The following is a 26,226-nucleotide window of genomic DNA, read 5'->3' on the forward strand; positions in this document are numbered from 1 at the left end:
TCTTCGAGTTCCGTCGAGGCATCCTCGCCCCGACGTCCGTTCGCACAGACGCTAGGCAGCGGCGACGTCGGTGTCGCGCTTGCGGAACTAAGTGGGAGTTCGGAAAGTATTGGTCCCGTCCGGGGTGGGCGCGACGGGGCGCTCCGGGGGAGAATGAGCGCGTGCCCCGAGCGATGTCGCTGAGATGGCAGCTGCTGCTGCTGCAAGCCTTCATCGTCTGCGTCGTCATCGTCATCACCGGGGTCGTCGCGATCTCCTTGCAGGAGGGATCGATCCGCGAGTCCTACCGGGAGCGGATGGTGGGGGTGGCCCTCTCGATCAGCAGGCTCCCCTCCATCGCCGAGGCGTTCGACGACCCCGACCCGAGCGCCACGATCCAACCGCTCGCCGAGGTCATCCGCGAGGCATCCGATCTCACCTACGTCGTCGTGACGGATGCCGCCGGCATCCGCTACTCGCATCCGAACGAGGACCGCATCGGCGAGGCCGTGTCGACCGACCCGTCGGCACCGCTGTCGGGTCAGGTGTGGTCGGGCACCGAGACGGGGACGCTCGGCGAGTCGTACCGCGTGAAGGTGCCGTTGTACGCCGGCGGCGCCGTCTCGGGCGAGATCATCGGATCCGTCTCCGTCGGGGTGCTCGAGTCCGAGCTCGCCGCCGACGTGCAGTCGCGGCTGCCGTGGCTGCTCCTCGCGCTCGGCGGCTCGGCCGTCGTCGGCGTGTTCGGTGCAGCCGGGGTCGCCGCCCTCATCCGTCGTCGCATCCTGGGCCTCGAGCCGGAGCAGATCGCCGAGCTCGTCGCCGAACGCGAGACGATGCTGCACCGTCTGTCGGAGGGGGTGGTCCGCGTCGACCGCGACGGGGTCGTCGCGAGCGCGAACGACGCCGCCGTGCGCCTGCTCGGGGCCGGACCGCTCATCGGCGAGCAGGCCTCGGACGTGCTCGAGGGACCGATCCACGAAGTCCTCGTCAACGGGGAGCGCGAGGGGCGGCTCGTCCTCGCCGGGGAGCGTCCGCTCATCGCCCGCGCGACGGGTCTGTACGACGACGACGGCAAGCCGGTCGGTGGCACCCTGCTGCTGCGCGACCACACCGAACTGCACCAGGCGGTCCGCGAGATGGACGGCCAGCAGTCGCTCACCGACGGACTGCGCGCGCAGGCGCACGAGTTCGCCAATTCGATGCACGTCGTGTCGGGGCTCCTCGAACTCGGCGCCTGGGACGACGCACGCGACTTCATCGCGCGGATGCAGCCGGGCGGCTCGCTCGACATCGGCGCCGCCAGCGAGCAGCTGGGCCCCGAGCTCGCGGCTCTCCTCTCGGCGAAGCTCGCGCGCTCGCGCGAGCTCGGCATCACCTTCTCGATCGACGCCGAGGGCATGGTCCCCGCTGCGGTGACCGGGGACCTCGTCACGGTGGTCGGCAACCTCGTCGACAACGCGTTCGACGCGTGCCGCGCCGGCGACACGCTCGCGCTCGCCGTGCACGCCGGCGCCGAGGGCGTCAGCGTCATCGTCGAGGACAGCGGTCCCGGCGTCGATCCCGCGCTCGCCGACCGGGTCTTCGACGAGGGCGTCAGCACGAAGGATCCGAGCGCCCGCACCCGCGGCGTCGGCCTCGCCCTCGTCCGCCGCATCGCCCGCCGCCACTCGGGCGACGTCGTCCTCAGCCGGTCCGCCCTCGGCGGGGCGCGCTTCGCCGTCGTCCTCCCCGTCCCCGCGAGGGTCTCGTGAGCCTCCGCGTGCTGGTCGTCGACGACGCCCCCGCCGTCGCCCAGCTGCACGGCCGTTTCGTCGACGCCCATCCGCAGTGCGAACTCGTCGGCACGGCGGCATCCGGTCCCGATGCCGTCGCCGCCATCCGCTCCCTCGAACCCGACCTCGTGCTCCTCGACGTACACCTGCCCGGCTTCTCGGGCATCGAGGCGCTCCGCGCCGTAAGAGCGGATGCCGCCGTCCGCCAGCCCGAGGTCGTCGCCGTCACCGCGGCCCGCGACGTCGAGACCGTCCGCGACGCGCGCCTCATGGGCGTGCGGCACTACATCGTGAAGCCGTTCACCGCCCACGACCTGCACCAGCGGATCGACGACGTCATCGCCGAGCGCGGAGCCGCGGCATCCAGCGGCACCCTCGACCAGACCCGGATCGACGCCGTCATGCGGCCCTCCGCCCGGCGCTCGCTGCCGAAGGGGCTCACACGCGAGACGCTCGAGCTCGTGCACGACGCGCTGCGCCGCCTCGGCGGCGGGACGGCCGCCGACCTCGCCGCGGAGCTCGGCCTCTCGCGGGTGAGCTGCCGGCGCTACCTCGAGCACCTCGCCGACGAGGGCGCCGCCCGCCGCACGATGGACTACGCGACCGCCGGGCGGCCGAGCACGCGATACGTCGTGTAGGACTCTCATCGTCGGGCGACGTACTCCTCGATGATCACTCCGGAATCGAACGCTCGCGTCCCCACGAGATCGAACAATCGTGGCTCGAACGCGGATTCCCCGAACAGGGGGATGCCGGAGCCGAAGACCACCGGATTGCGCTTGAGGATCAGCCGATCGATCTCGGGGAGCAGTGAACCGGCGAGCTCGCCACCGCCGCAGAGCCAGATGTCTCCACCTGGCTCGCGCTTCAGTTCCCGCACGGTGCGGAGCGGCTCATGGGCGACGGCGATGTCGGGGTCGAACCCGCCGCCGTCCACGCGCGTCGCCACGATCTGTCGCAGGTGGGGGTAGGGACTCGTCACTCCGATCTCGAGTGCCGGCCTCAGGGTGTCCCGGCCCATGATCACCGTGTCGAAACGTCCCGCGGCGAGTGGGATGCCGAAGGCGTCGGCGACGTGGGCGGGGAGCGTCTCCGGGAACTCGTTCAACAGGACGGTCATATGGTCGCCGGCCGCCAGGAACGCGTCCGTTTCACCGCCCGGTCCCGCGATGGCACCGTCGAGGCTGACGGCGACGTAATAGACCAGCTCGCGCATGGCATCTCCAATCACTACTTCTGTCGTGGTCAACGTACGACATCTGTCGTGGCATCGCTAGAGTCACCTCATGGTCCGCAACCAGGAACGACGCGCCGCCCTCGCGGATGCGGGGATCCGCGTCCTCGCCACCGAGGGCGCCCGAGGCCTCACGCATCGCGCCGTGGACGCCGCCGCCGGCACACCTCGGGGTACCGCGTCGAACTACTTCGCCACGAGAGCGGACCTCATTTTCGCTCTCGTGCAGCGGATAGGCGAACGGCTCACCCCCGACCCGGCCGTGTCCGCGCTCCTGCGCCGTCGTCAGCCGGGACGCGAGCTGTTCGGGGAGTACGTCCGCGACATCGTCCGTCGTCTGATGGCCGACCCGCACGTCACCCTCGCCCTCTTCGAGTTGCGGCTGGAGGCCGCGCGTCGTCCCGACGTGGCGGGCGCGCTCGCCGAGTGGCGGCGTCGGTCCTTCGAGGACGACGTCGCCTTCAACCGCACAGCCGGACTTCCGGGCGGCGCCGTCGAGATCGCCCTGTTCCACTTCGCGGTGGACGGTCTGGTCTTCGACCGGCTGACCCAGCCGCTCGACGACGGTCTCGACGTGGACGATGCCATCGACGTCCTCGTGTCGCGGTTGCTGCCGTGACCCGTAGGGTCGGGACCACGTTCACCGAGGTCACGCGTGTGCGCTGCGCGCCGGAGGTGCTGTTCGACCTCTCGCTGTCGATCGACGCGCACCTCGACTCCATGCGGCGGTCGCACGAGCGCGCTGTCGCCGGGGTGACGAGCGGGACGATCGGGCTGGGGGAGAGCGTCACCTGGCGCGCCCGCCACTTCGGCGTGATGTGGACGATGACCTCGCAGATCACCGCGCTCGAGCGCCCGCGTGGGTTCGTCGACGAGCAGGTGCGCGGACCGTTCCGGGTCTTCCGTCACGAGCACCGGTTCGAGCGGGACGGGGACGTCACGGTCATGACCGACACCGTCACCCTGCGCTCGCCGCTGCTCGGGGTGATCGTCGAACCGCTCCTGCTGCGCCCGTACATGGAGCGGCTGATCCGTACGCGGAACGCGGTGCTGGTCCGGAAAGCCGCCCCGGCCTCGGGTGGCCGGGCGGCCTGACGCGGCGACTCTGCCCGTCCACCGGGGATTTCGGCGTCGCGCGCGATAGCGTGGGAGCGCGTCCGTCGCGCACCGAGAGGAATCCATGAGCACTGGCAGTGAACCGACACACGCCTCCGCGCACGTCACCGGTGGGTCGGCACGGTTCACGACGGTCGACGGCGCCGAACAGACCCTCGACGCTCCTGACGCCGACGGCGTGCGCCGCCTCATCGTCGACCGGGTGAGAGCGGATGCCGCGGCCGCCGGCACGGCGATCGAACTGCGCACGAGCGGCGACCGCGGTGAGCATCGCCTGATCGTGGGACCTTCGGGCGAGATCGACGTCGAGGTGGATGACCGCACCGTCACCCGTGCGGAGCTGCGCCAGCAGGCGTGGTGGACCACGGACCCCGAGCCGGTGCACGAGGCCGAGGCTGACGAGGACGACGCTCCCGCCGCGGAGGCTGAGCCCGAGGTGGATGGCGCGGAGCCCGCGCTCGTCGCCGAGGTTCCGGCGTTCTTCCCGCCGTCGTCGAGCCCCCTCCCCGAGTCCGCCGAGCGGCCCCCCGTCTTCGACAGCGGGGACGACGACGACCTCGACGAGGACGATGCGGCGCCGGCCGAATGGGCGCCCGCCCGCGTGACCGAGATCCCCGCAGCCGCCCCGGCGACGGGAACCGACCCCGTCGACGTCGCGCGCGCGGACGAGCCGGAGCCCGCAGCCGAGCCGGAGCCCGCGGACGAACCGGAGCCCGCAGCCGAACCGCACAACACAGCGACCGCCACGCCCGAGGCGCCGGCCCCCACCGACGGCGCACCCGCGCCCGAGACCGCGTTCGAGGCATCCGCCTCCAACGGGTCCCGTCCCTCGTTCATCGAGCCTCCCGAGGTCCACCCCGCCACCGTTTCGGGCTGGCGCTCGTTCTTCGTGCGGATCGGCATCCCGATCAAGCCGTCGAAGGCGGAACTCGCGCGTGCGGAGCGCGAGAAGGCGGTCTCGCGTCAGTGGGCCGGATGCCGCGCCATCGCCGTCGCCAACGGCAAGGGCGGCGTCGGCAAGACCATGACGACCGCGGTGCTGTCGGCGGTGTTCGCGCGCCACGGCGGCGGCAACGTCCTCGCGTGGGACAACAACGACACCCGCGGCACCCTGGGGTGGCGCACCGAGCAGGGCGACTACGACACGACGATCCGCGACCTGCTCCCCGAAGCATCGCGGTTGCTCGAGGCGACCGCATCCGTCTCCGACATCGCACGATTCGTTCATCACCAGTCCGTCGACCGCTACGACGTGCTGCGCTCGAACCCCGAACTGCTCGCGGCCGACCAGCGCATCACGACCGCCGACTTCGACCTGCTCGCGCAGGTCGCGGCGCGGTACTACCGCATGGTCATCTTCGACTCGGGCAACGATGAGTCGGCCGACCGCTGGCTGCGCATGATCGACTCGGCGCATCAGCTCGTCGTCCCGACCCTCGCCGCCCCCGAGTCGGCCGAATCCGCCGCCCTCCTCCTCGACGCGCTGCGCAAGCGCGACGAGCACTCGCGCCGCCTCGCCGACGGCGCCGTGGTCGTCGTGGGGCAGTCCGAGCGTGCCGGCATCGGCGCCGCGCAGCGCATCGCCGCCGGCTTCGAGGGGCACGTCCGCGCGGTCGAGATCATCCCGTTCGACGACGCGCTCAAGGCCGGCCGCATCCGGTACGACGCCCTGCAGTCGCGCACGAAGGACGCCTGGATGCGCGCCGCCGCCGCCGTCGCGAACGGCCTCTGAGCGGGCGTCCGAGTCGTGCGTCTCGCGACGGCGGTGATGCTGGTCGTCGCGGTGCTGACCGGAGCGATCCTCCTGGGGGGACTCTGGCTCGACACCCGCGAGAGCGCCGACGCCCGCTGCCTCGCGGCTGAGATTCCTGCCGGCGTCGCCGTGTCGGAGGTGGCGCTGATTTCCGCCGAGGCGACGGCGTGGCCGGTCGGGCGCCGCTGCGAGTGGCGGGCGGCTTCGGGCGACGGCGTCGTCCTAACGCAGACGGGATGGCCGCGGACGATCGGCTTCGCCGTGGTCGGTGCGCTGTCGGCGTGCGTCGCGATTCTCGGGATGCGGCGACGTCGGCCGGCCGCGATCGCGCCGCTCGCCGTCTGCCTCGTCGTGTACGGCCTTGCGGTCTTCTGGGCGGGCTGACCGCACCGCCCCTGGGGGAGGATGGGCAGATGACCGCTGCGGATCACGACACGCGCCTCATCCAGGTCGCCACGCGGCTGAGCGTGGCTCCCGCCGGTGATTTCGTCGCGCTGCGCACCGAGGCCGCGGCCGAGGCGGCCGACCGCGAGCTGGCGGCGGCGATCCGCAAGCTCCGTAAGCCCGTCGTCGCCGCGTGGATCGTCAACCTGCTCGCCTCCCACGACCCCGATGCCCTCGCGCCGGCGGCGGACCTCGCCGACGAGTTCCGCGAAGCGGTGGATGCCGGTGACGGCGCCGCTCTCGCCGACCTCGCGCGCCGGCGCCGCAGCATCCTCCGCGGACTCGTCGACCGCGCCGTCACCCTCGCCGCCGAGGCGGGTGCCGACGTCGGCGCCGCCGTCCGCTCCGCCGTCGAGCAGACCCTCGACGCCGCGCTGCGGGATCCGGATGCCGCCGCTGCCGTCGCGAGCGCCCGGTTGCTGCGCCCCATCGAGGCGACCGGAATGGACGCGCCCGACCTCTCCGACGCGGTCTCGGGACCCTTCGACGTCGCCTCAGCCCGGCCCGAGCCGACCGACGACCTCGCCGAGCGTCGCGCGGCCCGCGAGGCCGCGCGAGCAGCGGCCGAGACGCGACGTCACGCCGAGAGTCTCGAGCGCGACCTCGATCGCATCGAGGACCGCTGGCGGGCGGCGCAGGAGCGGGCGTCGTCGCTCGAGGACCGCCTGGCGGAACTCGACCGGGAACGCGCCCGTCTCGAGGACGAGGCAGAGCGGGCACGCGCCGAGGTCGAGGACCTCGGGGAGCAGCGCCGCCGTGCCCGTGCCGCCGCGACGAAGGCTCGGTCGGCGGCCGACCGTGCGGACGACTGATCAGCCGCGGGCGCGGTGCTGGTCGAGTGCGGTCGTGGCCGTCGACCAGACCAGCGTCTGCGCGACCTCCTCGGCCCGGTCGTACCGCGGCCCGCTGAGGACCACGTAGACCGCACCGACGACGTCGATGTAGCCGGCGACCTCGCCGGCGATCCGGACCTCGTAGCGGTCCTCCGCGATCAGGTCCCACTGGATGCGCGACGCTCGGGGTGCGGCATCCGCCGGTCGACGCGTCGGCAGTGCGCGCAGCGTCTCCGAATCCACGAACATGTCCTGCACCTCGTTCCGCTCACCCCGTCGACACGTATCCCAGGTGATCACCATCGCCCCGCGCGCCCGGGCGGCGGAGGGGATTGACGCGGCCCGAGGCGCGCGCTAGCCGACGGCGGGGGAGCGTTCCGCGGCCTCGCGGACGGCCGTCGTGACCGTCTCGAGGAGCGGCGACGAGAGGTTCCAGCGCTGCCAGAACAGGGGGACCTCGACCGTGTCGTCGGCCAGAATGACGAGCGAGCCGTCGGCGACACCCGCCTCGAATTGGCCGGGCAGCAGCATCCCCCACCCCAGGCCGATCGTGATCGCCTGCGCGAACTCGGCCGACGCGCTGATGATGTGTCGCGGGGCGTCGCGCCGGGCCCCGTGGAGTTGCGCGAACGCGCTCTGCAGCGTGTCGTGACGGTCGAAGTCGACGCGCGGTGCGGCTTCGAGCGCGGCGCGCCCGAGCCCCCGCGGGAACCACCGATCTGCGAAGCCCCGCGTCGCGACGGCGGTGTACCGCATCCGCCCCAGGGGTGAGGAGACGCATCCGGCCACCGCGTCGCGCTGCGAGGTCACGGCCGCCATGACCGTGCCCGCCGCGAGCAGCTGCGCCGTGCGTTCCTGGTCCTCGCGGTGCAGCTCGAACGTGACCGGGTGCGCGGCGGTGACGGCGGTGAGCGCCGGTAGGAACCACGTGATGAGCGAGTCGGCGTTGACGGCGAGCGGCACCACCGCGGAGCCCGCGTCGTCGCCCAGGGCGGCGCGCGCGTCGTGCTCGAGCAGGTCGAGCTGACGCGCGAGACGCACGAGCGGCTCGCCCGCCTCCGTCGCGGTCACCGGTTTGGTCCGTCGCAGCACCACCCGTCCGACCCGCTGTTCGATGACGCGGATGCGCTGGCTGACCGCGCTCGGGGTGATCCCGAGCCGTGCGGCCGCGCGATCCAGCGTGCCGGCGTCGACGGCGGCGGCCAGCGTGCGCAGGTGCTCGAACGGGATGTCCACGCCACCAGCGTAGTGAAGCGATGCTTCAGATGATGCAGAATCCTTCGCTGTACTGCAGAAGACGAGCTGCCTACCGTGGGACCTGTGACCGCCGAACTCGCCGCCCTCCTCTCGGGCCTCGGACTCTGCCTCGGTCTGATCGTCTCGATCGGCGCGCAGAACGCGATCGTGCTGCGCCAGGGTCTGCGGCGCGAACACGTGGGGATCGTCGTGCTCGTCTGCGTCGTCAGCGACGCGATCCTGCAGACCCTCGGTGTCGCCGGCGTCGCGACCCTCGTCACCGCGCACCCGTGGCTCGAGACGATCGCGCGGTGGGCCGGCGCGGCGTTCATCGTCGGGTTCGCCGTCGTGAGCGCGCGGCGCGCCTGGCGCGGCGGTGGCAGCCTCGAGGCCGCCGAGCCGGAGGGGGCGACGGATGCCGCGGCCCCCGGCACCGTCCTCGTCCGGCCGCGGGCGGCGACGAAGACAGCGACGCTCCTGACCATCCTCGCCGTCACCTGGCTGAACCCCCACGCGATCGTCGAGACGACCGTCGTGCTGGGGTCGGTGGCGGCGACGCACGGCGACGCGCGCTGGTTCTTCCTCGCCGGCGGCGTCGCCGGCAGCACCCTGTGGTTCGTGGTGTTCGGCTACGGCGCGCGCTACCTCGCGCCGCTCCTGCGCACCGCGCGCGCGTGGCGCATCCTCGACGCAGGCATCGCCGTCATCATGCTCGTCATCGCCGTCAGCCTCGTCCTCGGCTGATCGGGCGGGGATGCCGCGGCGCGGCGACCGTCAGTGCGCGGCGTCGTACGCGTCGAGCACCTGAGCCGGTACGCGACCGCGCTCCGAGACCTGGTAGCCGTTCTTCGCGGCCCACTCGCGGATCGGTGCGTAATCGCGCTGCCCGGCTCGCTTCTGCTTGCGGCCGCCGCCGTTCGACGAGGTGGCCGCGCGTGAGGTCGTCCCGCGCGACGAGACACGACGCGCGGCGTCGATGTACGGCGCCAGGACGTCGCGCAGGGCGTTCGCGTTGTCGTGGGTGAGGTCGATCTCGTAGGCGGTGCCGTCGAGGGAGAAGAGCACGGTCTCTCCGTCGCCGACCTCGAGGACGGTGCCGTCCAGGTCGTCGACGAGCTGATGCACGATTTTGCGGGCCATGCGCTCACCCTAGTGGCGCGCGTGCCCGCTACGGCAGAAGTCCGGCCCGGCGCGCCTTGGCGACGGCGGCATGGCGGGTCGAGGCATCCAGTTTCGCCATCGCCGCCTGCAGGTACGACTTGACCGTCCCCTCGCGCAGCGACAGCGACGCGGCGATCTCGGCATTGGTGGCTCCGAGGGCACAGCAGGCGAGCACGTCGAGCTCGCGCGGCGAGAGGGCGACGTCGAGCGATGCCTCGGCCGCCGCGGGTCGCGACATCCCCGCGAGGCGCTTCTCGACGGCCGCGATCCGCTCCCGCAGGTCGGGGTCGGTGACGGATGCGGCGATGCTCCGCAGCTCGGCGTAGCTCTCGCGCAGATCCTCCTGCGCGGAGGCGGGCAGGGCGGGTGCGGCGGGCGTCAGCGCGGCGACGCGACGGTCGACCTCCTCGCGGACGCGCAGCTCGGTCGCGAGCATGTCGGCGGCGCGGAAGGCGGGCCGGCTGACGAGGTCGCCGACGGGACCGGGTGTCCACGACCCGCAGTAGACGATGCCGCGCGGGCGGCCGGTGACGACGACGGGCACGGCCAGCAGGGTCGAGATGCCTTCGCCGAGGATGGCGCGGTCGTAGTCGTGCGTGATCGTGCGCGCGGTGCGGTAGTCCAGGGCGAGGCGCGGTCGCTTCTCGATCATCGCGGCACCGCCGAGACCGCGACCGGCTTCGACGACAAGTCCCTCGATGCTGCGGGTGCGGGTGCCGGAGATCGCGGTGACGTGCACGGCGCCGCCGCGTTCGAGACCGCCGAAGACGACGGGAAAACGCGTCTGACGAGCCAGATCCGACACGGCTCGGGAGACGAGCCGCGTGTCCGCATCGCTCTCGACCGACGATCCCACGCGTACCTACTTCCGGGGGTGACGGCACCTCTGCCGCCTTCGTACGGTCGAACCTACCACGCGGCCGATTCCCAGGAACGGCCCGTGCGAGCACCGTCGCTCACCCCATGAGGCAAGGAGGCCACATGTCGTCCCAGTCACCCCACGGAGGCGTGGAAGGGAGTGCCATCGACTACGTCGCGGTCGAACGATCGCCGCGGTTCGTCGAGCTGAAGAAGAAGCACCGCAGCGTCGTCTTCCCGCTGGCCGTGCTCTTCCTCATCTGGTACTTCGTCTACGTCCTGCTCTCGTCCTTCGCTCCGGACTTCATGGCGCAGGAGGTGTTCGGTCACATCACGATCGGCCTCCTGCTGGGCCTCGGACAGTTCGTCACCACGTTCGCCATCACGATGGGCTACGTCGCCTTCGCGAACCGCAAGCTGGACCCCATCTCCTCCGAGATCCGGGCAGACCTCGAACGGCAGGAGGCCCGATGACCCCCGTTCTCCTCGCCGCGGCCCCCGCCGGCGCCGCGACGAACAACCCCGTCCTCAACATCTCGATCTTCGGCGCGTTCGTCGCCGTGACGCTGTTCATCGTCATCCGCGCCAGTCGCAACAACAAGACGGCCGCCGACTACTACGCCGCCGGCCGCTCCTTCACGGGTCCGCAGAACGGATTCGCCATCGCCGGCGACTACCTGTCGGCGGCATCCTTCCTCGGCATCGTCGGCGCCATCGCCATCAACGGCTACGACGGGTTCCTCTACTCGATCGGCTTCCTCGTCGCGTGGCTCGTCGCGCTGCTGCTGGTCGCCGAGCTCATGCGCAACACGGGCAAGTTCACGATGGCCGACGTGCTCTCGTTCCGTCTGAAGCAGCGTCCGGTGCGACTCGCCGCGGCGATCACGACGCTCGCGGTCTGCTTCTTCTACCTGCTCGCCCAGATGGCCGGTGCGGGTGGTCTCGTCTCGCTGCTGCTGGGGATCACCGAGCAGATCGGGCAGTCGATCGTCGTCGCCGTCGTCGGTGTGCTGATGATCGTCTACGTGCTCATCGGCGGCATGAAGGGCACGACCTGGGTGCAGATCGTCAAGGCGTTCCTGCTCATCGGCGGCGCCATCGTCATGACGATCTGGGTGCTCGCCATCAACGGCTTCAGCCTCGACACCCTGCTCGAGTCGGCGGTGCAGAAGTCGGCGACCGACCCGCAGGACGCGATCCTCGGCCCGGGCCTGCAGTACGGCGCCAACCCGTGGGACTTCATCTCCCTCGCGATCGCGCTCGTCCTCGGTACCGCGGGACTGCCGCACGTGCTCATGCGCTTCTACACGGTGCCGACCGCGAAGGAGGCGCGTCGCTCGGTGGTCTGGGCGATCTGGCTCATCGGCCTCTTCTACCTGCTGACGCTCGTCCTGGGTTACGGCGCCGGGGCCATCGTCGGCTCCGACACGATCAAGGCGGCACCCGGTGGCGTCAACTCCGCCGCGCCGCTGCTCGCCGAGGCCCTCGGCGGACCGGTGCTGCTCGGGTTCATCTCGGCGGTCGCGTTCGCCACGATCCTCGCGGTCGTCGCCGGGCTCACGATCACGGCCGCGGCATCCTTCGCGCACGACATCTACGCGAACGTCGTGAAGAAGGGGAACGTCCCGCCGGACGGCGAGGTGAAGGTGGCCCGTCGCACGGTGATCGTGATCGGCGTGCTGGCGATCCTCGGCGGGATCGGCGTGCAGGGGCAGAACGTGGCGTTCCTCGTCGCGCTGGCCTTCGCGGTGGCTGCCTCGGCCAACCTGCCGACGATCCTGTACTCGCTGTTCTGGCGCAAGTTCACGACGCGCGGCGCCGTCTGGAGCATGTACGGGGGACTCGCGACCGCGATCGTGCTCATCGTCCTGTCGCCCGTGTTCTGGGGCACCGAGACGAGTGTGTTCAAGAACGTCGGCACGGCGATCTGGCCGCTCAACAACCCGGGCATCGTCTCGATCCCGGTGGGCTTCCTCCTCGGCTGGCTGGGGTCGGTGACCTCCCGCAAGGCCGAGGACGCCACCAAGGCCGCTGAGATGGAGGTCCGCTCGCTGACCGGGTACGGCGCCGAGAAGGCGGTCGACCACTAAGAGCGGATGCCGCGACGAGGCGGGCAGGGACGGCCTACACGTCCCTGCCCGCCTCCGTCATGCGCGGCCCGGAGCGCCCGCGACCCGCTCCTCGAGATCGAGGAGGAACCGCTTGTGCTCGGGCCGGCCGCCGTACTCGCCAAGGGATCCGTCGCTGCGGATCACACGGTGAGCGGGCAGCACGATCGACCAGGGGGTGCGGGCGCACGCGGTCCCCACCGCGCGATGCGCCCGCGGGGACCCCGCGGCGATGGCGATCTCGGCGTACGACGCGGTCTCGCCGTACGGGATCCCGGCGATGGCCTCGAGTGCCTGCCGCGTGAAACCCGCTGTGAGTCGCCAGTCGAGCGGCACCGAGAAGGCCCGCCGCGTGCCGGCGAAGTACTCGTCGAGCTCGGTCGCCGCGTTGGCCGCCGGACCTTCGTCGGGCACCGGCACGGTGTGCAGCAGCAGGCTGAGCCGGGAGACCTCGGCGTAGGCCGGGCCGTCCAGCACCGACAGCGCGACGAGACCCTCCTCGGTCGTCACCAGGAGGGCCTCGCCGATCGGTGTCGGGTGCACCGAGTAGGTTGCGATCGTCATGACCTCATCATGGCTGCGGGGCGAAACGCCGAGAACGGGGGAGGAGCGGGCGGGGGAGAACCGGCATCCCGACCCGGATGTGGAGGAATCGGCGTCCGAGTGAGGGTCGATCCGCGAAACTCGGCCGTCGATCCCGCTTTCCGGGCTCGACGCGCCTAGTGTTTTCCGTGTGTGGCGAGCAGAGAGCGGTGCTGTGCGCGGCGAGAGTGCCGAGCAGATGCCCGCGGTGACCCCGGCGGACGTGACGCTGTCCGACCCCGAGGTCCTCGTCATGCACGCGGCCGTCCCCGAGCGCAAGCGACTGCGCGAGGAGGCCGCACAACTGGGCGGCGCCTCGACGCTCCTCCATTATCGCGACGACGGCGACGCCGGCATCGACATCACCAAGGCCCACCCGGGCAGCCTGCCGCAGTTCATCACGGGTCGTCCCACCCTGCTGTCGAACATGTTCCGCGACGAGGTGGCCCTCCGCACCGCGCGTCTGGCCGCCGAGCGCATCACGTCGAAGGACGTCGAACTGCGCACGGCGCGTGGCCTCGACACCGTGCATCTGGCCATCGGCATGGCCTCGTGGCGCATCGGCAGCACGAGCTGCATGGCTCCCGTGCTGCTGCGCCCCCTGACGATCCGCCGGCACCACACCGATTTCGACCTGCGCCTTCACGGCCTGTTCCGCGTCAACCCCGAACTCGTGACCGCCGCGCGCCTGCACTTCGGCGTCGACCTCGACGGTGACGCGCTCGCCGCCCTCGCCTACGACGGCGGCGTGTTCCAGCCGCAGCCCGTCATCGACCGGCTGCGCGCCCTGACGGCGCACGTCCCCACCTTCACGGTGCAGCCGCGGCTCGTGGTCTCGACCTTCGCTGACGTCGCCTCCGACATGGAGCGGGATGCCGTCGACCTCGACCACCCCGTGCTCAACGCGCTCGCGGGTCACCCCGCCGATCGCGAGCGCCTCTCGTTCGTGCGCCCCCAGCCCGACGCCGTCGGCCCCGACGACCGCACGCCCGCCTCGGACCGCCTGATCCTCGATGCAGATGCGGAGCAGGAGGCGGTGCTCGCCCGCATCACCGAGGGGCAGTCGCTGGCCGTCCACACCCTCCCCGGAACGGGCGGCACGCAGACGGTCATCAACGCGGTCGGCGAACTCGTCCGCTCGGGCAAGCGCGTGCTCGTCGTGAGCGCCCGCCGGTCGACCCTCGACGGCGTCCGCCACCGGCTGGCCGGCATCGGCCTGCCCGGCCTCGCAGTGTCCCCGACCCGGCTGCACCGCGACCTTATCCGCGCGATCGCCCGCAACGAGAAGGCCGAGCAGCCCAAGGTCGCCGAGGTGGACGACGCCCTCGTCCGCCTGCGCACGGTGTTGCGCGACTATCGCGCCGCGCTGACCCAGCGTCACGCCTCGGTCGGCGTCTCCCCGCTCGAGGCGCTGCGCGAACTCACCCGCATCGCCGACCACGAGCCGCAGCCGAGTGCCACCACGCGTTTCGATCTCGCGACGGTGCAGCGCCTCGCGACGCGCCGCGTCGAGGCCGCGGAGGCACTCGCGGCATCCGCTCGCCTCGGCGAGTTCCGCATCGGACCCGACGACTCGCCCTGGTACGGCGTGGCGTTCTCGACGACAGACGAGGCCCGCGCCGCGCATGCGCTCGCCGGCCGGTTGCACCGCGCCGAGGTGCCCGCGCTCCTCGAGCGCGGCTACGAGCTGATCGGCCAGACGCGGATGCGGCCGTTCACGACCATCGCCGAGATGGGCTCGTACGTGCAACTGCTGCAGGGCATCCGCGCCTCGCTCGACCGCTTCAGCCCCACGGTGTTCGAGCGCCCCCTCACCGACCTGATCGCCGCGCACTCGTCGCGTCGCGACTCGGCGCAGATGACGACGGCCAACCGCAGGCGGCTGCGCCGCCTGTCGAAGGAGTACGTGCGGCCCGGCATGCACGTCACCGACATGCACGAAGCGCTCCTGCGGGTGCAGAACCAGCGCTCGCAATGGCAGCAGCTCGTCGACGCGGGCGTCACGCCCGAGATCCCCATCGGCCTCGACGACGTCGCGGCCGCGTGGCAGCGGGCGAACGCCGACCTCGCCGACCTCGACCGCGCGCTCGGTCGCACCGAGCCGCTGGCGAGCCTGCCGATCCCGCAGCTGCTGCGGACGCTTGCAGGCCTCGCCGCGGCATCCGATGTCTTCGACAACCTCGTCGAGCGTGCTGCGCTGCGCAGCGAACTCGCGCAGCTCGGTCTCGAGCCCCTCCTCATGGAGCTCTCGACCCGCCACGTCCCCGAGTCCGAGGTGGCCGCGGAGTTCGAGTACGCATGGTGGCGCTCCGCGCTCGAGGCCATGCTGCGCTCGGATCGTGCCCTGCTCGGCGCGAACACCACGGTGCTCGACCGGCTCGAGCGCGACTTCCGTCTCGTCGACGAAGCGCACGCCTCGTCGTCCGGCCCCCTGCTGGCCTCAGAACTCGCCAAGCGGTGGCGCATCGCGATCGTCGACGAGCCGCGCGAGGCGGCCTCGCTGAAGTCGGCGCTGCGCGGCGGCACCGCGTCGGCGTCGGAGCTCGTCGCCTCGGCGCCGAGCCTCATGCGCGTGCTCGCACCGGTCTGGCTCGCGTCGCCCTACGAGGTGCCGCACGTGCCGGATCATCCCGAATTCGACGTCGTCATCATCGCCGACGCGGCCGCACTGTGCCTCGCCGAGGCGACGCCCGCGCTGCGCCGTGCCCGGCAGATCGTCGTCTTCGGCGACCCGGTGACGCAGAAGCCGACGCCGTTCCGGCTCTGGTCGGGACGCGGCGACGACCCCGAGGCGCCCGAGGTGCCGTTCGACGACACGAGCGTCTTCGAGCGACTGAGCGAACTGATCCCCGTCGAGACCCTCACCCGCAGCTACCGCGCCGGGGGAGAGGACCTCGCCGAGCTCGTCAACGACGCGTTCTACGGCGGTGCGATCAGCTCGCTGCCCTGGGCCGGGTCGTACCTCGGTCGCGGCAGCCTCAGCGTCGACTACGTCGAGGGCGGCACGGGCGCGCCGAACCCCGACACGGGGGCGGTGGAGAGCCCGGATGCCGAGGTCGCCCGCGTCGTCACGCTCGTCGTCGAGCACGCGATCAACCGTCCCGCCGAGTCGCTCATGGTCGTCACCGCGTCGGCGCGTCACGCCGAACGCGTCCGCGCGGCGGTCGCGAGCGCGTTCGCGGGGCGCTCGGACGTCGCCGACTTCGTCGGCCGCGAGACCGCCGAGCCGTTCGCCGTCCTCGGCCTCGAGGAGTCGGTCGCCGAGAGTCGCGACCGCGTCATCTTCTCGCTCGGGTTCGGCCTGACCAAGCACGGCCGCGTCCTCAGCGACTTCGGCGACCTGTCCACCCCCGACGGCGAGCGGCTGCTGACGGTCGGCATGACCCGCGCCCGGCGGTCGATGGTGATCGTCTCGTCGATCCGGCCGTCGGCCTTCGACGAGGGGCGCTTGACCTTCGGCGCCGCGACCCTCATGGCCATCCTCGGTCGCATCGCCGCCCGCGGGCGCGACGCACGACTCGAGGACCTGGCGGATCCGCTCACCCTGACGCTCGCCCAGCACCTGCGGAGCCTGGGTGTCTCGGTCGATGTGCACTATCGCGGCGGACAGTTGCCGCTCGTGGCGCAGTACAAGGGCAAGGCCGTCGTGGCCGACATCGATCCCGAGAGCACGCACGACAGCCTGCGCGAGACGCTCCGTCGGCGACCGCAGCTGCTGCGCCGCCTCGGCTGGCACTACGTGCGCGTCCACGCGTTCGACGTCTACAACGATCCCGCCGCCGTGGCTCTCCGCATCGCCGGGGTCATCGGCGTGCAGCCCGAGACGCCGTCCGCCCCCGGATCCACCCAGCCGATCGATGTCGACTGAGCGCCAGCGCGTCGAGCGGGTGCCGGGGTCCCGTCGTGCGCGGCTGACCCCTGCGCCGGGCTCGGACCCGGCTCCCGAGACGCCGAACGGGCCGGACGCGGGGGAACCCCCGGCATCCGGCCCGAACGACGAACGACTGCGGAACGACGTCCCGCCGCACTACTGACGCGTCAGATCGACGGCGACGGCGGTTCGGCCGACCGGCGCGTGGCCGGTCCGGGCGCGCTGCCCTGCTTCTCGAGCAGGTCGCGGATCTGGACGAGCAGCTCGGCCTCGGTGGGGAGCTTCGCCTCCTCCTCGACGACGCCGGCCTTGGCGGCCTGACGCTCCTTCCACTTGTTCATCGGGACGACGAACACGAGGTAGACGACGAGCGCGACGGCGAAGAAGCTGATGATCGCGGTGAGGAGGTTGCCCAGGGGGAAGGTGACCTCGTCCCCGTGCAGACCCGTGAACGTCGGCCCGACGTCGCCGTTCTCCGCCGGCTTGTAGAACAGTGCGATGAGCGGCGTGATGACGCTGTCGACGATGGCCGTCACGATGGCGGTGAACGCACCGCCGATGACCACGGCGACCGCCAGGTCGATGACGTTGCCGCGCATAATGAAGTCTTTGAAGCCCTGGATCACGGCTCCTCCTTCCTCCGCCGGCACGGAGCCGGGGCTACGAACCCGCGGGGGCGGGCGAAGCGGACGCTTCGGATTTCTTCGATGATGTCGAAGAACCCGAGCTCTCGCCAGAGGATGCGGCGGAGCTGGTGCTGCGCGAGTCGGTGCGGTAGAAGCCCGAGCCGTTGAAGGTCACGCCGATCGAGCCGTACTGCTTGCGGACGACACCGCCGCACTCGGGGCACTCGGTGAGAGCGGCGTCGGAGAACGACTGGACGGCGTCGAAACGGTGGCCGCACGCGGTGCAGGCATAGGCGTAGGTGGGCATGGGACCTCGGGTGACTCAGCGAAGGGGAAGGCGGACGGTGCGGGTGGGGGTGACGACCCCCGAGACGGGCTGGTCGTGCAGTTCGCGCGGGACCTCGTCGACCAGCTCGGAGTCGAAGATGACGGCGTAGACGGGCGGGCACTTCTCCATCGAGCCGATCGTCTTGTCGAAGTAGCCACGACCCCAGCCCAGCCGCATCCCGCTGCGGTCGACGGCGGCCGCGGGGATCACGAGCAGGTCGACGTCGTTCACGGCGACGGGGCTGAGCAGTTCGCCCACGGGTTCGGGCAGACCGAACATGCCCTCGGCGATATCGCCCTCGTGCTCGGCGACCGCCCAGTCGAGCAGGCCGTCGGCACGGGTCACCGGCAGCAGGACCCGGATGCCGCGCGCCACCGCAGCGGCGATGAACTCGCGCGTCCCGGGCTCGGTCGTCGTCGAGAGGAAGCAGGACATGGATCGGACGCCGTGGTCGGCGACGAGCGCGTCGAGCTGGGTCCGGATGCCGGCGGCGGCCTCTTCGAGGGCGCCGGCCGAGCGCTGCTGACGGCGTTCGCGGAGCTCGGCGCGCAGCGCGCGCTTCTCGCTGTCCACGGGGCCGGTCATGGTCCGATTGTAAAGGGACACGCCCGCCGTCCCCGTCGTGTCACATCACGGTCCCGACTGATCTGTAGGGTGAGGGTCATGTCTGCCGAGCGCATCAAAGCCGTCATCCCTGCCGCGGGTCTGGGTACGCGATTCCTGCCCGCCACGAAAGCCATGCCGAAGGAGATGCTGCCGGTCGTCGACAAGCCCGCGATCCAGTACGTCGTCGAGGAAGCCGTCTCGGCCGGCATCGACGACGTGCTCATCATCCTGGGGCGCAACAAGAACAACATCTCCAACCACTTCGATTCCGTCCCCGAGCTCGAGTCCAACCTCTCGAAGAAGGGCGACCACGAGAAGCTCAAGCGGGTGCAGGACTCGTCGGACATGGCCGACATCCACTTCGTCCGTCAGGGCGAGCCGAAGGGTCTCGGTCACGCGGTGCTGCGTGCCCGTTCGCACGTGGGCGACAGCACGTTCGCGGTGCTGCTCGGCGACGACCTGATCGACGCGCGCGACGTGCTGCTCGAGAAGATGCTCGAGCAGAACAAGAAGACCGGCCTGACCGTCATCGCGCTCATGGAGGTCTCGCCCGACCAGATCCACATGTACGGTGCCGCCGCCGTCGAGGCGACCGACGAGGAGGACGTGGTCAAGGTCACCGGCCTCGTCGAGAAGCCGAAGAAGGAGGACGCCCCCTCCAACTACGCCATCATCGGCCGCTACGTCCTGACGCCCGGCGTCTTCGATGTGCTCGAGCGCACCGAGCCCGGCAAGGGCGGCGAGATCCAGCTGACCGACGCGCTCGAGGAGCTCGCCTCGACCGACGGCGTCCTCGGCGTCGTCTTCCGCGGTCGCCGCTACGACACGGGCGACCGCGCCGACTACATCAAGGCGATCGTGCAGCTCGCGGTCGACCGTGAGGACCTGGGCGCCGAGCTCCGGCCGTGGATCAAGGACTTCGCATCGGGTCTGTGAACCCGACGCGTCACTGATGGGCATGGACGGGCCGGTCGTGCGCGCGCACGGTCCGATCTCGATCCGGCTCGTGCGCCCGCGTGACGCGAAGACCCTGCAGACCGAACTGGTGCAGAACCGGTCGTGGCTCAGGCAGTGGGAGGCCACGAGCCCGGACGGTCCGATCTCGCTCGACATGCGCAGCGGGGTGCGCCGGTTGCTGCAGCAGTACCGCGACGGAACCGGTGTGCCCTTCGTCATGGAGTACGACGGCGAGATCGCCGGGCAGCTGAACGTGTGGGGGATCGCCCGCGGGTCGCTGTCGTCGGCGACGATCGGGTACTGGGTGAGTGAGCGCTTCGCCGGCAAGGGCATCACGCCGACCTCGGTCGCGCTCGCGACGGACGTCTGCTTCGAGGACCTGCGTCTGCACCGGATGGAGATCTGCATCCGCCCCGAGAACGCCAAGAGCCTGCGCGTCGTGCAGAAGCTCGGCTTCCGCTACGAGGGGCTGCGGCGGCGCTACATCCACATCGACGGCGAGTGGCGCGACCACTACGCGTTCGCGCTCGTGCGCGAAGAGGTCCGGGAGGGCGTCCTCAACCGGTGGTTGGCGGGGCGCGCGCCGCAGGATGCGGCATCCATCCCTCCGTCGGACCGTTAACCCTCAACCAGAAGTTCAGACACGCCCAGCGGATGCCGGGCCGTACCGCTCCGGCGACATACGGTGAGCGGCATGGGTGAGCAGGTGATGGGTGGCGGGGTGATCGTCCTCGTTGCCGTCCTCTTGTGGCTGTTGTACCTCTTGCCCTCGTGGCACAGCCGGTACCAGTACCAGGCTGCCGAACGGAACGCCGTGCGTCTGAACCAGGCTCTCCGCGTCCTCGCCGAGACGAGCGAGACCCCCGGCGAGGTGCGCCTCGAGCTCAACGCGCGCACCGCGCTCGCACAGCAGCGCCTCGCGCGTCGTGTGCAGGCCGAGCAGGAGAGCGTCGGCCTGGAGGCCGCACGCGCCGAACTGGCTGCCGCGAAGGCGCAGGCCGCGCTCGACCGCGAGCTCGCGAAGGCCGACCGTCGTCGTGCGATCGCCGACGCCGAGGCGGCACGCGAGAAAGCCCGAGCGGATGCCGCCATCGCCCGCGAGCGTGCCATCGCGGAGGCCGCCGCGGCCCGAGCGCTGCCGGCGGCGCGGCGTGCGCGCGCACGTCGTCGCGTGCGGCTGACCGCGACCATCGTCGGTGTCCTCGCCGTCGTCGCGGCCGGTGTCGGGGGTTACCTCGGCGCGATCGGCGCCGGGTGGACCCTGCTCGCGGTCGGAGCCGTCGTCGCCGCGTCGAGCCTGCTCGTGCTCGCACGCATGGACACCGTCGCGCGACGCGCGGCATCCCGCGTCCTCCCCGCCGAGGTCGTGCGTGCCCCGGGCGCCGTGCAGGACGTCGCACTCGAGTCCGACCGCGCGGAGTGGACGCCGCGCACCCTTCCGCGACCGCTCACCGCCTCGGCGGGCTCCCGCGCCGCGGCGGTGCTCGACGCGTCCGAGGCGCGCGAGGCGCTGCGTCAGGCGGCCGTCGAAGAGGCGATGCGCGAGCGTGCCGCGCAGGCCGCGCCGCCGTCGATCGACACCGCCCGTCGCACCCGTGCGGCCGAGGTCGCCTTCGCCGGACCGGCCGACGACGACCGCATCGAGGCGCACGTGCGGGAGCTGCTCGCACGCCGCGCATCGGGGCAGTGAGACCCCGCCTCGCGTTCGAGCGGCCCGTTCGGTCGTGGTAATGTTGAGGCTTCCGGGCCTGTGGCGCAGTTGGTAGCGCGCTTCGTTCGCAATGAAGAGGTCAGGGGTTCGAATCCCCTCAGGTCCACCACCGGAAAGACCCCCGCTCGCGGGGGTCTTTCGCTGTCTCTGGCGTCTTCAGTCCGGCAGGCGGACGGCTGTGCGCGCGGCGTCCAGCTCGGCGGCGCGCCGGTCGGGCGTCCAGTCGAGCTCTGCACCGGCGACGTCCGCGGCCGCCGTCAGGACGTCCTCTCCCGGGTCGCCGCGGCGGCCGATTCCGGTGCGGTTGAGCAGGATGTCGGTCAGGTGCTCCACGGCCTCGTGGCGCGCCGCGAATGCGACCCCCGCGAGCAGTTCGCCGTCGTCGGTCGCGGGCTGCGACAGCAGGGCCGACTCGGCAGCGATGGCACGGAGGGCACCGGCATCCGATCCGTACAGCCGGTCGATCAGGTCGGTCGTCCCGGTGTCGATGAGATCGGTGCCGTCCAGCGGGACGTCGGCGGTGCGGCTCGGCGCAGCGGTCCGGCCGATCGCGCGCGCCAGCGCCGGCACGGTCTTCTCGGCGAACGCCCGCGCGGTCGTGTACTTGCCGCCCGTCGCGGTGACGATGCCGGGCACGCCGTCCCGCGCGTGGTCGACGAGCTCCGATGCACGGGACGCGCGGTAGGTGTCGGTGCCGCTCGTCTCGGTGAGCGGGCGCAGACCGCCGTAGGCGGCCACGACGTCCGAGAACGAGAGCTCGACGGGCAGCCGGCCCGCGGCGTTGATGTCGCGCAGGAACCGCTCGATCGATTCGCGGGTCAGCCGCCACTGCGACACCTCACCCGTGTACGGCGTCTCGGTGGGGCCGATGAGCGTGCGGCCGCGCCACGGGGCGAAGCTGAAGTGGCCGGCCGAGGAGACCGTCAGCACCATCGTCTCGGTGATCGGCTCCGTGAGCAGGTAGATGCCCTCGGAGCGCACCGCGGGCCGCGGCCCCGCGGCATCCTGCAGCAGCCCCTCGGCCGCGAGCACGTCGTGAGCCCACGGTCCGCTCGCGTTCACCGTGATCCGCGCCCGGATCTCGTGCTCGGCGCCCGTCACGAGGTCGGTGACCCGGGCGCCGCGCACGCGGCCCGCGCCGGCGATGAGGCCGTCGGCGCGCACGTGGTTCGCGACCTGCGCGCCGTGCGCGACGGCGGAACGGACGAAGGCGAACGTCAGCCGCTCGGGGGAGAGCATCATCGCGTCGTGGAAGAGGATGCCGCTCTCGAGGTGCCCGAGCCCGCGTCGACGCAGCTCGCCGCGGTCGAGAGTGCGGTGACGGGGGATGCGGTGGCTCTCGGCGACGCGGTTGCGGTCGAACGACAGCACGTCGTACGCCGTCAGGCCGACGTGCTCGAGGAGCCCCGGATCGGGGAGCACCATCGCGATGGGGGAGACGAGTCCCGGCGCGATCCGCGAGAGGGTGCGACGCTCGGCGAGCGATTCGCGGACGAGTCCCACCTCGAGGTTCTTGAGGTAGCGCAGACCCCCGTGGATGAGCTTGCCGGTCGCGGCGGACGTCGCCGCACCGAAGTCGCCCCTCTCGACGAGCGCGACCGAGAGGCCGCGGCTCGCCGCCTCGTACGCGATCGCCGCGCCGGTGATCCCGCCCCCGACGATGAGGACGTCCACCGTCTCGCCCGGCCCCGGGAGCGACCGCCGGACCGTGGTCGTCATCGCGCGATCACCGAGCGGATGCCGCTCAGCAGCCGTTCCCGTTCGCTGGGGATGTCGAGCATCCCGAGGCGCAGCACCCGCGCCGCCGTCGCCCAGCGGTCGAGCCGCGCCGTGGTCATCCCCGTGACGGACAGGTACTCCGAGAGGTACATGCGCCCCATCGCCCCCCGCGCCGCCCCGTAGACGAGCAGCTGCGCACGCGAGGCGCCGGGGAAGAGCTCGGCCTCGGTGAACAGGAGCCGCGTCATCGCGACGTCGGCCGCGGGGTCGCCGCACGCCGTCGACTGCCAGTCGATCGTCGCGATGCCGCCACCGTGGCGGAAGACGTTCATGGGGTGGAAGTCGAGGTGCAGCACGCTGTCGCCCCCGGGGAGCGAGGCGAGGTGGTCGAGCAGGGCGCTCCGCTCGCGCGCGGTGAGGGCGCCGAAGGGAGCCGTGCCGACGAGGTCCGCCGCGACGTCGCGGACGTCGGGGAAGCGATCGGTCGCGACACGGTGGATGCGGGCGTGCTCCCGGGCGAGCGACCGGGCGACCCGCCGCATCCGCAGCGGGTTCTTCTCGGCGACCGTCGTGAGCGCGACCCCCTCGATGCGGTCGAACGCGACGGCGCGGCGGCCACCGGCATCCGTCCTGCCGTGACAGCGGATCGGGGTCAGCCCGAGGTCGAACGCGGCGGTCGCGTCCTCGACCTCGCGATCGATCGCCTCGCCCGGCCAGTCGTCGCGGTAGACCTTCAGCACGGTGTCCGCGGTCAGCGCGTGGACGTCGGCCGAGCGGCCGTGCGCGACGAGTTCGCCGACGCCGCTCACGCCGACACCCGCTTCGTCGTGCCGTAGCCGAGCCGTGTCGCATGGGCGATGACCGCCTGCTGCTGAGCGTCGTCGAGCGGACGCGGCACGCCGACGACGGCCGCGCGCAGGTAGAGGTCGGCGAGCCATTCGAGGAGCAGGGCGTTCTCGATCGCGCCGGCGAGGTCGGGGCCGAGCGCGACGGCGCCGTGGTTCGCCATCAGCGCGGCCAGGCGGCCGTCGAGGGCGGCACCGACGGCCGCAGCGAGCTCGGGTGTGCCGAACGCGTGGAACGGCGCGACGCGCAGGGCACCGCCTAGGGTGAGCTGCTGGTAGTGCACGACGGGCAGCTCGTCGAGAACGAGCGAAAGCGCGGTCGCCTTCGGGGCGTGGGTGTGCACGACCGCGGCGACACGGTCCGGGGGCGCTGCGCGCAGCACGCCGAGGTGCAGGGCGAGCTCGGAGGTCGGCGCGAGGAATCCCTCGACCACCGCGCCGCTCAGGTCGACCACGGTGACGTCGTCGACGGTCGCGTCCGCCAGGACCGCGCCGGTCGCCGTCACGGCGACGACGTCGCCGCGGCGCGCACTGACGTTGCCGGCGGTTCCGATGAGGAGGCCGTGCTCGGCGAGGGTGCGGGATGCCGCGGCCACGGACGCGCGGAGATCGTGATGGTGCGACGTCGTCGTCATGCTGCTAACGTTGCCGCCACCACTAACCAAAGTCAAGTTTGATTCTCATGGACACCGCTGACGCCGCCGACGCCCAGGACTGGGCGACACTCGCGCTGCGCCGCACGCCCACGCAGCAGCGCTCGAGGCAGAAGGTGACGCAGGCGATCGCGGCGGCCGAGGCCCTCGTCCTGACCGAGGGGGTCGACGTCATCACGCTGCCGCGCGTCGCGGCCGAGGCGGGGGTCAGCGTCGGGGCGCTCTACCAGTACCTGCCCGACCGTGCGGCGATCCTCGGCGCCATCGTCGCGCGGTACCACGAGCGCCTCGAGCGGCTGCTCGACGAGGCGATCGAGCGCATGCGCACCGATCCGCGCACCGAGGACCCGGTCGGACGCGTCCTGCGCGCCGTCGCCGACGTCTACCTCGATGAGGGATCGGCTCGCTCGCTCGGGACCGTCGCGATCTCGGCCGAGGCGGATGCCGCGCGACGCCGCCACAAGCGCGCGATGGCGGACCGCGTCCACACCCTCCTGCGCCTGGCCGGTGTGCTCGACGGCGTCGACGCCGAGCGCGGCGCGGCCGTCGCCCGCGTCGCCTTCGCCTCGGCGGACGCCGTCCTGCACGAGGCGTTCGCCGCCTCCGAGGCGGAGCGTGCGCTGCTGCTCGCCGAGCTCGAACGATCCCTGCGCGCGTCGCTCGGCGCCTGATCGCGGGTCAGGCGGGGGCGCGGCGCCAGGCGGGGACGGCGGCGACGAGGAGCAGGGCGGGCAGCAGGAAGGCGAGACCCGACCCGGTCACGTCGGTGAGCACCCCGACGCCGACGGCGCCGAGGACCGCGCCCGCGTAGTTGAACAGGTTCACGCGGGCGACGACCTCGTCGCTGCGCGCAGGATCGATGCCTCCCGCGAGACCGAAGGCGAGCGGGACGAGCGCCCCGACGGCCAGGCCGCTCACCGCGAACGCCCCGATCGCCACCGCGGGGGTCGGCACCGCTGCCACCACGATCGCGCCCGTCACCCCGAGCACGAAGCCGATCGCGAGCAGTCGGCCGCGGCCGAGGCGCCGCACCACGGCATCCGTCGCCAGTCGCGCCGCGAGCACGCCCCCCTGATATGCGGCGAGACCGACGGGGGCGAGCGCGCCGGCGGCGCCGATCGCCAGCAAGTGCACCGAACTCCACGAGCTGACCGCGGAGTCGACGGTGTAGGCGGCGAGGATCACGAGTCCGACGACCGTGATCGCGCGCCCGTCGAGCCGGGGGCCGCGCGGGCCGCTCCAGTGTGCGCTGCGCGCGGCGCGCTCGCGGCTGAGCCGCCGGCCGCACACGAGGAGGAACGCGACCTGCAGGGCCGCGGCGGCCACGAGCGTGGCGAACGCCGGCGCCCCGGCGGCGAGGATCCCGGCCATCCCGAGCGCGCCGACGATCGATCCCGCCGTCAGCGTCGCGAAGAACCGCCCCAGCAGGGGAGTGCCCCGCCCGCGCTGCACCAGCACGCCCTGCATGTTCGACGACGCGTCGATGAGGCCCAGCCCGAGTCCGTAGAGCAGGACGGATGCCGCGAGCACGGCGGTCCCCGGCGAGAACGCCGTCGCCACGAGCCCGGCCGCCTGCAGGGAAAGGCCCGCAATGACCCCGTGCCGGCTGCTGGCACGGCGGGCGATCGCGTCGGCGGTGAGCGACCCGAGCGCGGCCGTCACGCACACGCCCAGCAGGATCACGGCGATGCCGGTCGCATCCAGTCCGGTGCGCTCCTGGAACGCGGGCAGCGCGGTCACGATGACGGCGTACCCGAGTCCCTGCAGGCCGTAGACGCCGGCGACTGTCAGGACGCCGCCGGTGGTCGCCGGGGCGATCGTCGCGCTCACC

29 protein-coding genes and 1 tRNA gene are annotated in these 26,226 nt (G+C 72.0%); 17 read left to right on the forward strand and 13 right to left on the reverse strand.

Translation table 11 applies throughout. The annotated features are described in order from the left end of the window. Nucleotides 1–161: 161 nt before the first annotated feature. Nucleotides 162–1,733, forward strand: a complete 1,572-nt coding sequence (locus tag AYL44_RS02175) for an ATP-binding protein (protein ID WP_197471566.1) — start codon at nucleotides 162–164, stop codon at nucleotides 1,731–1,733. Next, entirely contained in the window at nucleotides 1,730–2,392 is a 663-nt protein-coding gene (locus AYL44_RS02180; RefSeq protein ID WP_064001613.1) for a response regulator, read from the forward strand. Before AYL44_RS02175 ends, AYL44_RS02180 begins: the two co-directional genes overlap by 4 nt. 5 nt (nucleotides 2,393–2,397) lie before the next feature. On the opposite strand, the gene AYL44_RS02185 is transcribed toward AYL44_RS02180, so the two are convergent. Further along, entirely contained in the window at nucleotides 2,398–2,970 is a 573-nt protein-coding gene (locus tag AYL44_RS02185; protein ID WP_064001614.1) for a dihydrofolate reductase family protein, read from the reverse strand. Nucleotides 2,971–3,040: 70 nt separating this feature from the next. Between AYL44_RS02185 and AYL44_RS02190 the strand changes: the two genes are divergently transcribed. From AYL44_RS02190 to AYL44_RS02210, 5 genes are all read left to right on the forward strand, one after another. Then, nucleotides 3,041–3,607, forward strand: a complete 567-nt coding sequence (locus tag AYL44_RS02190; RefSeq protein WP_064001615.1) for a TetR/AcrR family transcriptional regulator — start codon at nucleotides 3,041–3,043, stop codon at nucleotides 3,605–3,607. Next, on the forward strand, nucleotides 3,604–4,083 hold the full coding sequence (locus AYL44_RS02195; protein WP_064001616.1) for an SRPBCC family protein: 480 nt from the start codon (nucleotides 3,604–3,606) through the stop codon (nucleotides 4,081–4,083). The genes AYL44_RS02190 and AYL44_RS02195 overlap by 4 nt, the downstream gene beginning before the upstream one ends. Nucleotides 4,084–4,168: 85 nt before the next feature. Beyond that, the gene (locus AYL44_RS02200) at nucleotides 4,169–5,836 is read left to right on the forward strand and encodes a ParA family protein (RefSeq protein ID WP_064001617.1); all 1,668 of its coding nucleotides are present in this window, start codon (nucleotides 4,169–4,171) and stop codon (nucleotides 5,834–5,836) included. Between the two features lie 15 nt (nucleotides 5,837–5,851). Continuing rightward, entirely contained in the window at nucleotides 5,852–6,241 is a 390-nt protein-coding gene (locus AYL44_RS02205) for a hypothetical protein (RefSeq protein ID WP_064001618.1), read from the forward strand. Nucleotides 6,242–6,270: 29 nt separating this feature from the next. Next, on the forward strand, nucleotides 6,271–7,113 hold the full coding sequence (locus tag AYL44_RS02210; RefSeq protein WP_064001619.1) for a hypothetical protein: 843 nt from the start codon (nucleotides 6,271–6,273) through the stop codon (nucleotides 7,111–7,113). On the opposite strand, the gene AYL44_RS02215 is transcribed toward AYL44_RS02210, so the two are convergent. Then, nucleotides 7,114–7,383, reverse strand: a complete 270-nt coding sequence (locus tag AYL44_RS02215) for a hypothetical protein (RefSeq protein ID WP_064001620.1) — start codon at nucleotides 7,381–7,383, stop codon at nucleotides 7,114–7,116. A gap of 105 nt (nucleotides 7,384–7,488) precedes the next feature. Further along, nucleotides 7,489–8,370, reverse strand: a complete 882-nt coding sequence (locus AYL44_RS02220) for a LysR family transcriptional regulator ArgP (RefSeq protein WP_064001621.1) — start codon at nucleotides 8,368–8,370, stop codon at nucleotides 7,489–7,491. Between the two features lie 84 nt (nucleotides 8,371–8,454). Here AYL44_RS02220 and AYL44_RS02225 point away from each other — a divergent pair, with 84 nt between their 5' ends. Further along, nucleotides 8,455–9,114: a LysE/ArgO family amino acid transporter gene (locus AYL44_RS02225; RefSeq protein ID WP_419865907.1), complete on the forward strand. Its 660-nt coding sequence runs from the start codon at nucleotides 8,455–8,457 to the stop codon at nucleotides 9,112–9,114. Between the two features lie 30 nt (nucleotides 9,115–9,144). Here the strand turns inward: AYL44_RS02225 and AYL44_RS02230 are convergent, their stop codons facing one another. Together AYL44_RS02230 and AYL44_RS02235 are read right to left on the reverse strand one after the other, a co-directional pair. After that, nucleotides 9,145–9,510: a histone-like nucleoid-structuring protein Lsr2 gene (locus AYL44_RS02230; protein ID WP_064001623.1), complete on the reverse strand. Its 366-nt coding sequence runs from the start codon at nucleotides 9,508–9,510 to the stop codon at nucleotides 9,145–9,147. A 28-nt stretch (nucleotides 9,511–9,538) separates the two neighbouring features. Further along, nucleotides 9,539–10,387, reverse strand: a complete 849-nt coding sequence (locus tag AYL44_RS02235; protein ID WP_064001624.1) for a response regulator transcription factor — start codon at nucleotides 10,385–10,387, stop codon at nucleotides 9,539–9,541. Nucleotides 10,388–10,512: 125 nt separating this feature from the next. Between AYL44_RS02235 and AYL44_RS02240 the strand changes: the two genes are divergently transcribed. Together AYL44_RS02240 and AYL44_RS02245 are read left to right on the forward strand one after the other, a co-directional pair. Continuing rightward, on the forward strand, nucleotides 10,513–10,863 hold the full coding sequence (locus tag AYL44_RS02240; protein WP_197471567.1) for a DUF485 domain-containing protein: 351 nt from the start codon (nucleotides 10,513–10,515) through the stop codon (nucleotides 10,861–10,863). Then, a complete protein-coding gene (locus AYL44_RS02245; protein ID WP_064001626.1) occupies nucleotides 10,860–12,479 on the forward strand; it encodes a cation acetate symporter in 1,620 nt (539 codons plus the stop codon). The genes AYL44_RS02240 and AYL44_RS02245 overlap by 4 nt, the downstream gene beginning before the upstream one ends. Nucleotides 12,480–12,536: 57 nt before the next feature. On the opposite strand, the gene AYL44_RS02250 is transcribed toward AYL44_RS02245, so the two are convergent. After that, nucleotides 12,537–13,061 carry a methylated-DNA--[protein]-cysteine S-methyltransferase gene (locus AYL44_RS02250; RefSeq protein WP_064001627.1) on the reverse strand — a complete coding sequence of 175 codons (525 nt, stop codon included), beginning with the start codon at nucleotides 13,059–13,061 and terminating at the stop codon, nucleotides 12,537–12,539. A gap of 193 nt (nucleotides 13,062–13,254) precedes the next feature. On the opposite strand from AYL44_RS02250, the gene AYL44_RS02255 reads away from it, so the two are divergent. Together AYL44_RS02255 and AYL44_RS14650 are read left to right on the forward strand one after the other, a co-directional pair. Continuing rightward, a complete protein-coding gene (locus AYL44_RS02255; RefSeq protein WP_064001628.1) occupies nucleotides 13,255–16,947 on the forward strand; it encodes an ATP-binding protein in 3,693 nt (1,230 codons plus the stop codon). Beyond that, nucleotides 16,937–17,113, forward strand: a complete 177-nt coding sequence (locus AYL44_RS14650) for a hypothetical protein (protein ID WP_197471568.1) — start codon at nucleotides 16,937–16,939, stop codon at nucleotides 17,111–17,113. Before AYL44_RS02255 ends, AYL44_RS14650 begins: the two co-directional genes overlap by 11 nt. A 4-nt stretch (nucleotides 17,114–17,117) precedes the next feature. Here AYL44_RS14650 and mscL read toward each other — a convergent pair whose 3' ends face one another. The 3 genes from mscL to AYL44_RS02270 are packed head-to-tail and all read right to left on the reverse strand — an operon-like array spanning nucleotide 17,118 to nucleotide 18,489. After that, entirely contained in the window at nucleotides 17,118–17,576 is a 459-nt protein-coding gene (mscL, locus tag AYL44_RS02260) for a large conductance mechanosensitive channel protein MscL (RefSeq protein WP_064001629.1), read from the reverse strand. A gap of 34 nt (nucleotides 17,577–17,610) precedes the next feature. After that, complete coding sequence (locus tag AYL44_RS02265; RefSeq protein WP_064001630.1) at nucleotides 17,611–17,883, reverse strand: FmdB family zinc ribbon protein; 273 nt, start codon at nucleotides 17,881–17,883, stop codon at nucleotides 17,611–17,613. Between the two features lie 15 nt (nucleotides 17,884–17,898). After that, nucleotides 17,899–18,489 carry a 5-formyltetrahydrofolate cyclo-ligase gene (locus tag AYL44_RS02270; protein ID WP_064001631.1) on the reverse strand — a complete coding sequence of 197 codons (591 nt, stop codon included), beginning with the start codon at nucleotides 18,487–18,489 and terminating at the stop codon, nucleotides 17,899–17,901. A gap of 78 nt (nucleotides 18,490–18,567) precedes the next feature. On the opposite strand from AYL44_RS02270, the gene galU reads away from it, so the two are divergent. From galU to AYL44_RS02290, 4 genes are all read left to right on the forward strand, one after another. Then, nucleotides 18,568–19,446 (forward strand): UTP--glucose-1-phosphate uridylyltransferase GalU, encoded by an 879-nt coding sequence (galU, locus tag AYL44_RS02275; protein WP_064001632.1) that lies wholly within the window; start codon nucleotides 18,568–18,570, stop codon nucleotides 19,444–19,446. Nucleotides 19,447–19,468: 22 nt separating this feature from the next. Beyond that, nucleotides 19,469–20,089, forward strand: coding sequence for a GNAT family N-acetyltransferase (locus AYL44_RS02280; protein ID WP_082886120.1), 621 nt, complete (start codon nucleotides 19,469–19,471; stop codon nucleotides 20,087–20,089). A gap of 72 nt (nucleotides 20,090–20,161) precedes the next feature. Next, on the forward strand, nucleotides 20,162–21,157 hold the full coding sequence (locus AYL44_RS02285) for a hypothetical protein (RefSeq protein ID WP_064001634.1): 996 nt from the start codon (nucleotides 20,162–20,164) through the stop codon (nucleotides 21,155–21,157). Between the two features lie 54 nt (nucleotides 21,158–21,211). Further along, nucleotides 21,212–21,287 (forward strand) — tRNA-Ala (locus AYL44_RS02290). Between the two features lie 47 nt (nucleotides 21,288–21,334). Here AYL44_RS02290 and AYL44_RS02295 read toward each other — a convergent pair. From AYL44_RS02295 to AYL44_RS02305, 3 genes are read right to left on the reverse strand one after another with little or no spacing between them, the layout of a single operon-like run. Continuing rightward, complete coding sequence (locus AYL44_RS02295) at nucleotides 21,335–22,897, reverse strand: glycerol-3-phosphate dehydrogenase/oxidase (protein WP_064001635.1); 1,563 nt, start codon at nucleotides 22,895–22,897, stop codon at nucleotides 21,335–21,337. Then, on the reverse strand, nucleotides 22,894–23,706 hold the full coding sequence (locus AYL44_RS02300; protein WP_064001636.1) for a phosphotransferase family protein: 813 nt from the start codon (nucleotides 23,704–23,706) through the stop codon (nucleotides 22,894–22,896). Before AYL44_RS02300 ends, AYL44_RS02295 begins: the two co-directional genes overlap by 4 nt. Beyond that, nucleotides 23,703–24,377 carry a class II aldolase/adducin family protein gene (locus AYL44_RS02305; RefSeq protein ID WP_064001637.1) on the reverse strand — a complete coding sequence of 225 codons (675 nt, stop codon included), beginning with the start codon at nucleotides 24,375–24,377 and terminating at the stop codon, nucleotides 23,703–23,705. Before AYL44_RS02305 ends, AYL44_RS02300 begins: the two co-directional genes overlap by 4 nt. A 47-nt stretch (nucleotides 24,378–24,424) precedes the next feature. Here AYL44_RS02305 and AYL44_RS02310 point away from each other — a divergent pair, with 47 nt between their 5' ends. Then, nucleotides 24,425–25,066, forward strand: coding sequence for a TetR/AcrR family transcriptional regulator (locus tag AYL44_RS02310; protein ID WP_064001638.1), 642 nt, complete (start codon nucleotides 24,425–24,427; stop codon nucleotides 25,064–25,066). 7 nt (nucleotides 25,067–25,073) lie between these two features. Here AYL44_RS02310 and AYL44_RS02315 read toward each other — a convergent pair whose 3' ends face one another. After that, entirely contained in the window at nucleotides 25,074–26,225 is a 1,152-nt protein-coding gene (locus AYL44_RS02315; protein WP_064001639.1) for an MFS transporter, read from the reverse strand. Nucleotide 26,226 lies beyond the last annotated feature (1 nt).

Origin of the sequence: Microbacterium oleivorans (assembly GCF_001644225.1) — a bacterium.
GTDB lineage: Bacteria > Actinomycetota > Actinomycetes > Actinomycetales > Microbacteriaceae > Microbacterium > Microbacterium gawkjiense.

What these genes read in the sequence shown, in the direction of transcription:
- AYL44_RS02265 (WP_064001630.1), bottom strand. Translation starts at nt 17,883, where the DNA reads ATGCCCACCTACGCCTATGCCTGCACCGCGTGCGGCCACCGTTTCGAC.
- AYL44_RS02270 (WP_064001631.1), bottom strand. Translation starts at nt 18,489, where the DNA reads ATGACCGGCCCCGTGGACAGCGAGAAGCGCGCGCTGCGCGCCGAGCTC.
- AYL44_RS02210 (WP_064001619.1), top strand. Translation starts at nt 6,271, where the DNA reads ATGACCGCTGCGGATCACGACACGCGCCTCATCCAGGTCGCCACGCGG.
- galU (WP_064001632.1), top strand. Translation starts at nt 18,568, where the DNA reads ATGTCTGCCGAGCGCATCAAAGCCGTCATCCCTGCCGCGGGTCTGGGT.
- AYL44_RS02285 (WP_064001634.1), top strand. Translation starts at nt 20,162, where the DNA reads ATGGGTGAGCAGGTGATGGGTGGCGGGGTGATCGTCCTCGTTGCCGTC.
- AYL44_RS02280 (WP_082886120.1), top strand. Translation starts at nt 19,469, where the DNA reads ATGGACGGGCCGGTCGTGCGCGCGCACGGTCCGATCTCGATCCGGCTC.
- AYL44_RS02245 (WP_064001626.1), top strand. Translation starts at nt 10,860, where the DNA reads ATGACCCCCGTTCTCCTCGCCGCGGCCCCCGCCGGCGCCGCGACGAAC.
- AYL44_RS02230 (WP_064001623.1), bottom strand. Translation starts at nt 9,510, where the DNA reads ATGGCCCGCAAAATCGTGCATCAGCTCGTCGACGACCTGGACGGCACC.
- AYL44_RS02250 (WP_064001627.1), bottom strand. Translation starts at nt 13,061, where the DNA reads ATGACGATCGCAACCTACTCGGTGCACCCGACACCGATCGGCGAGGCC.
- AYL44_RS02190 (WP_064001615.1), top strand. Translation starts at nt 3,041, where the DNA reads ATGGTCCGCAACCAGGAACGACGCGCCGCCCTCGCGGATGCGGGGATC.
- AYL44_RS02185 (WP_064001614.1), bottom strand. Translation starts at nt 2,970, where the DNA reads ATGCGCGAGCTGGTCTATTACGTCGCCGTCAGCCTCGACGGTGCCATC.
- AYL44_RS02295 (WP_064001635.1), bottom strand. Translation starts at nt 22,897, where the DNA reads ATGACGACCACGGTCCGGCGGTCGCTCCCGGGGCCGGGCGAGACGGTG.
- AYL44_RS02310 (WP_064001638.1), top strand. Translation starts at nt 24,425, where the DNA reads ATGGACACCGCTGACGCCGCCGACGCCCAGGACTGGGCGACACTCGCG.
- AYL44_RS02200 (WP_064001617.1), top strand. Translation starts at nt 4,169, where the DNA reads ATGAGCACTGGCAGTGAACCGACACACGCCTCCGCGCACGTCACCGGT.
- AYL44_RS02305 (WP_064001637.1), bottom strand. Translation starts at nt 24,377, where the DNA reads ATGACGACGACGTCGCACCATCACGATCTCCGCGCGTCCGTGGCCGCG.
- AYL44_RS02240 (WP_197471567.1), top strand. Translation starts at nt 10,513, where the DNA reads ATGTCGTCCCAGTCACCCCACGGAGGCGTGGAAGGGAGTGCCATCGAC.
- AYL44_RS14650 (WP_197471568.1), top strand. Translation starts at nt 16,937, where the DNA reads ATGTCGACTGAGCGCCAGCGCGTCGAGCGGGTGCCGGGGTCCCGTCGT.
- AYL44_RS02215 (WP_064001620.1), bottom strand. Translation starts at nt 7,383, where the DNA reads ATGTTCGTGGATTCGGAGACGCTGCGCGCACTGCCGACGCGTCGACCG.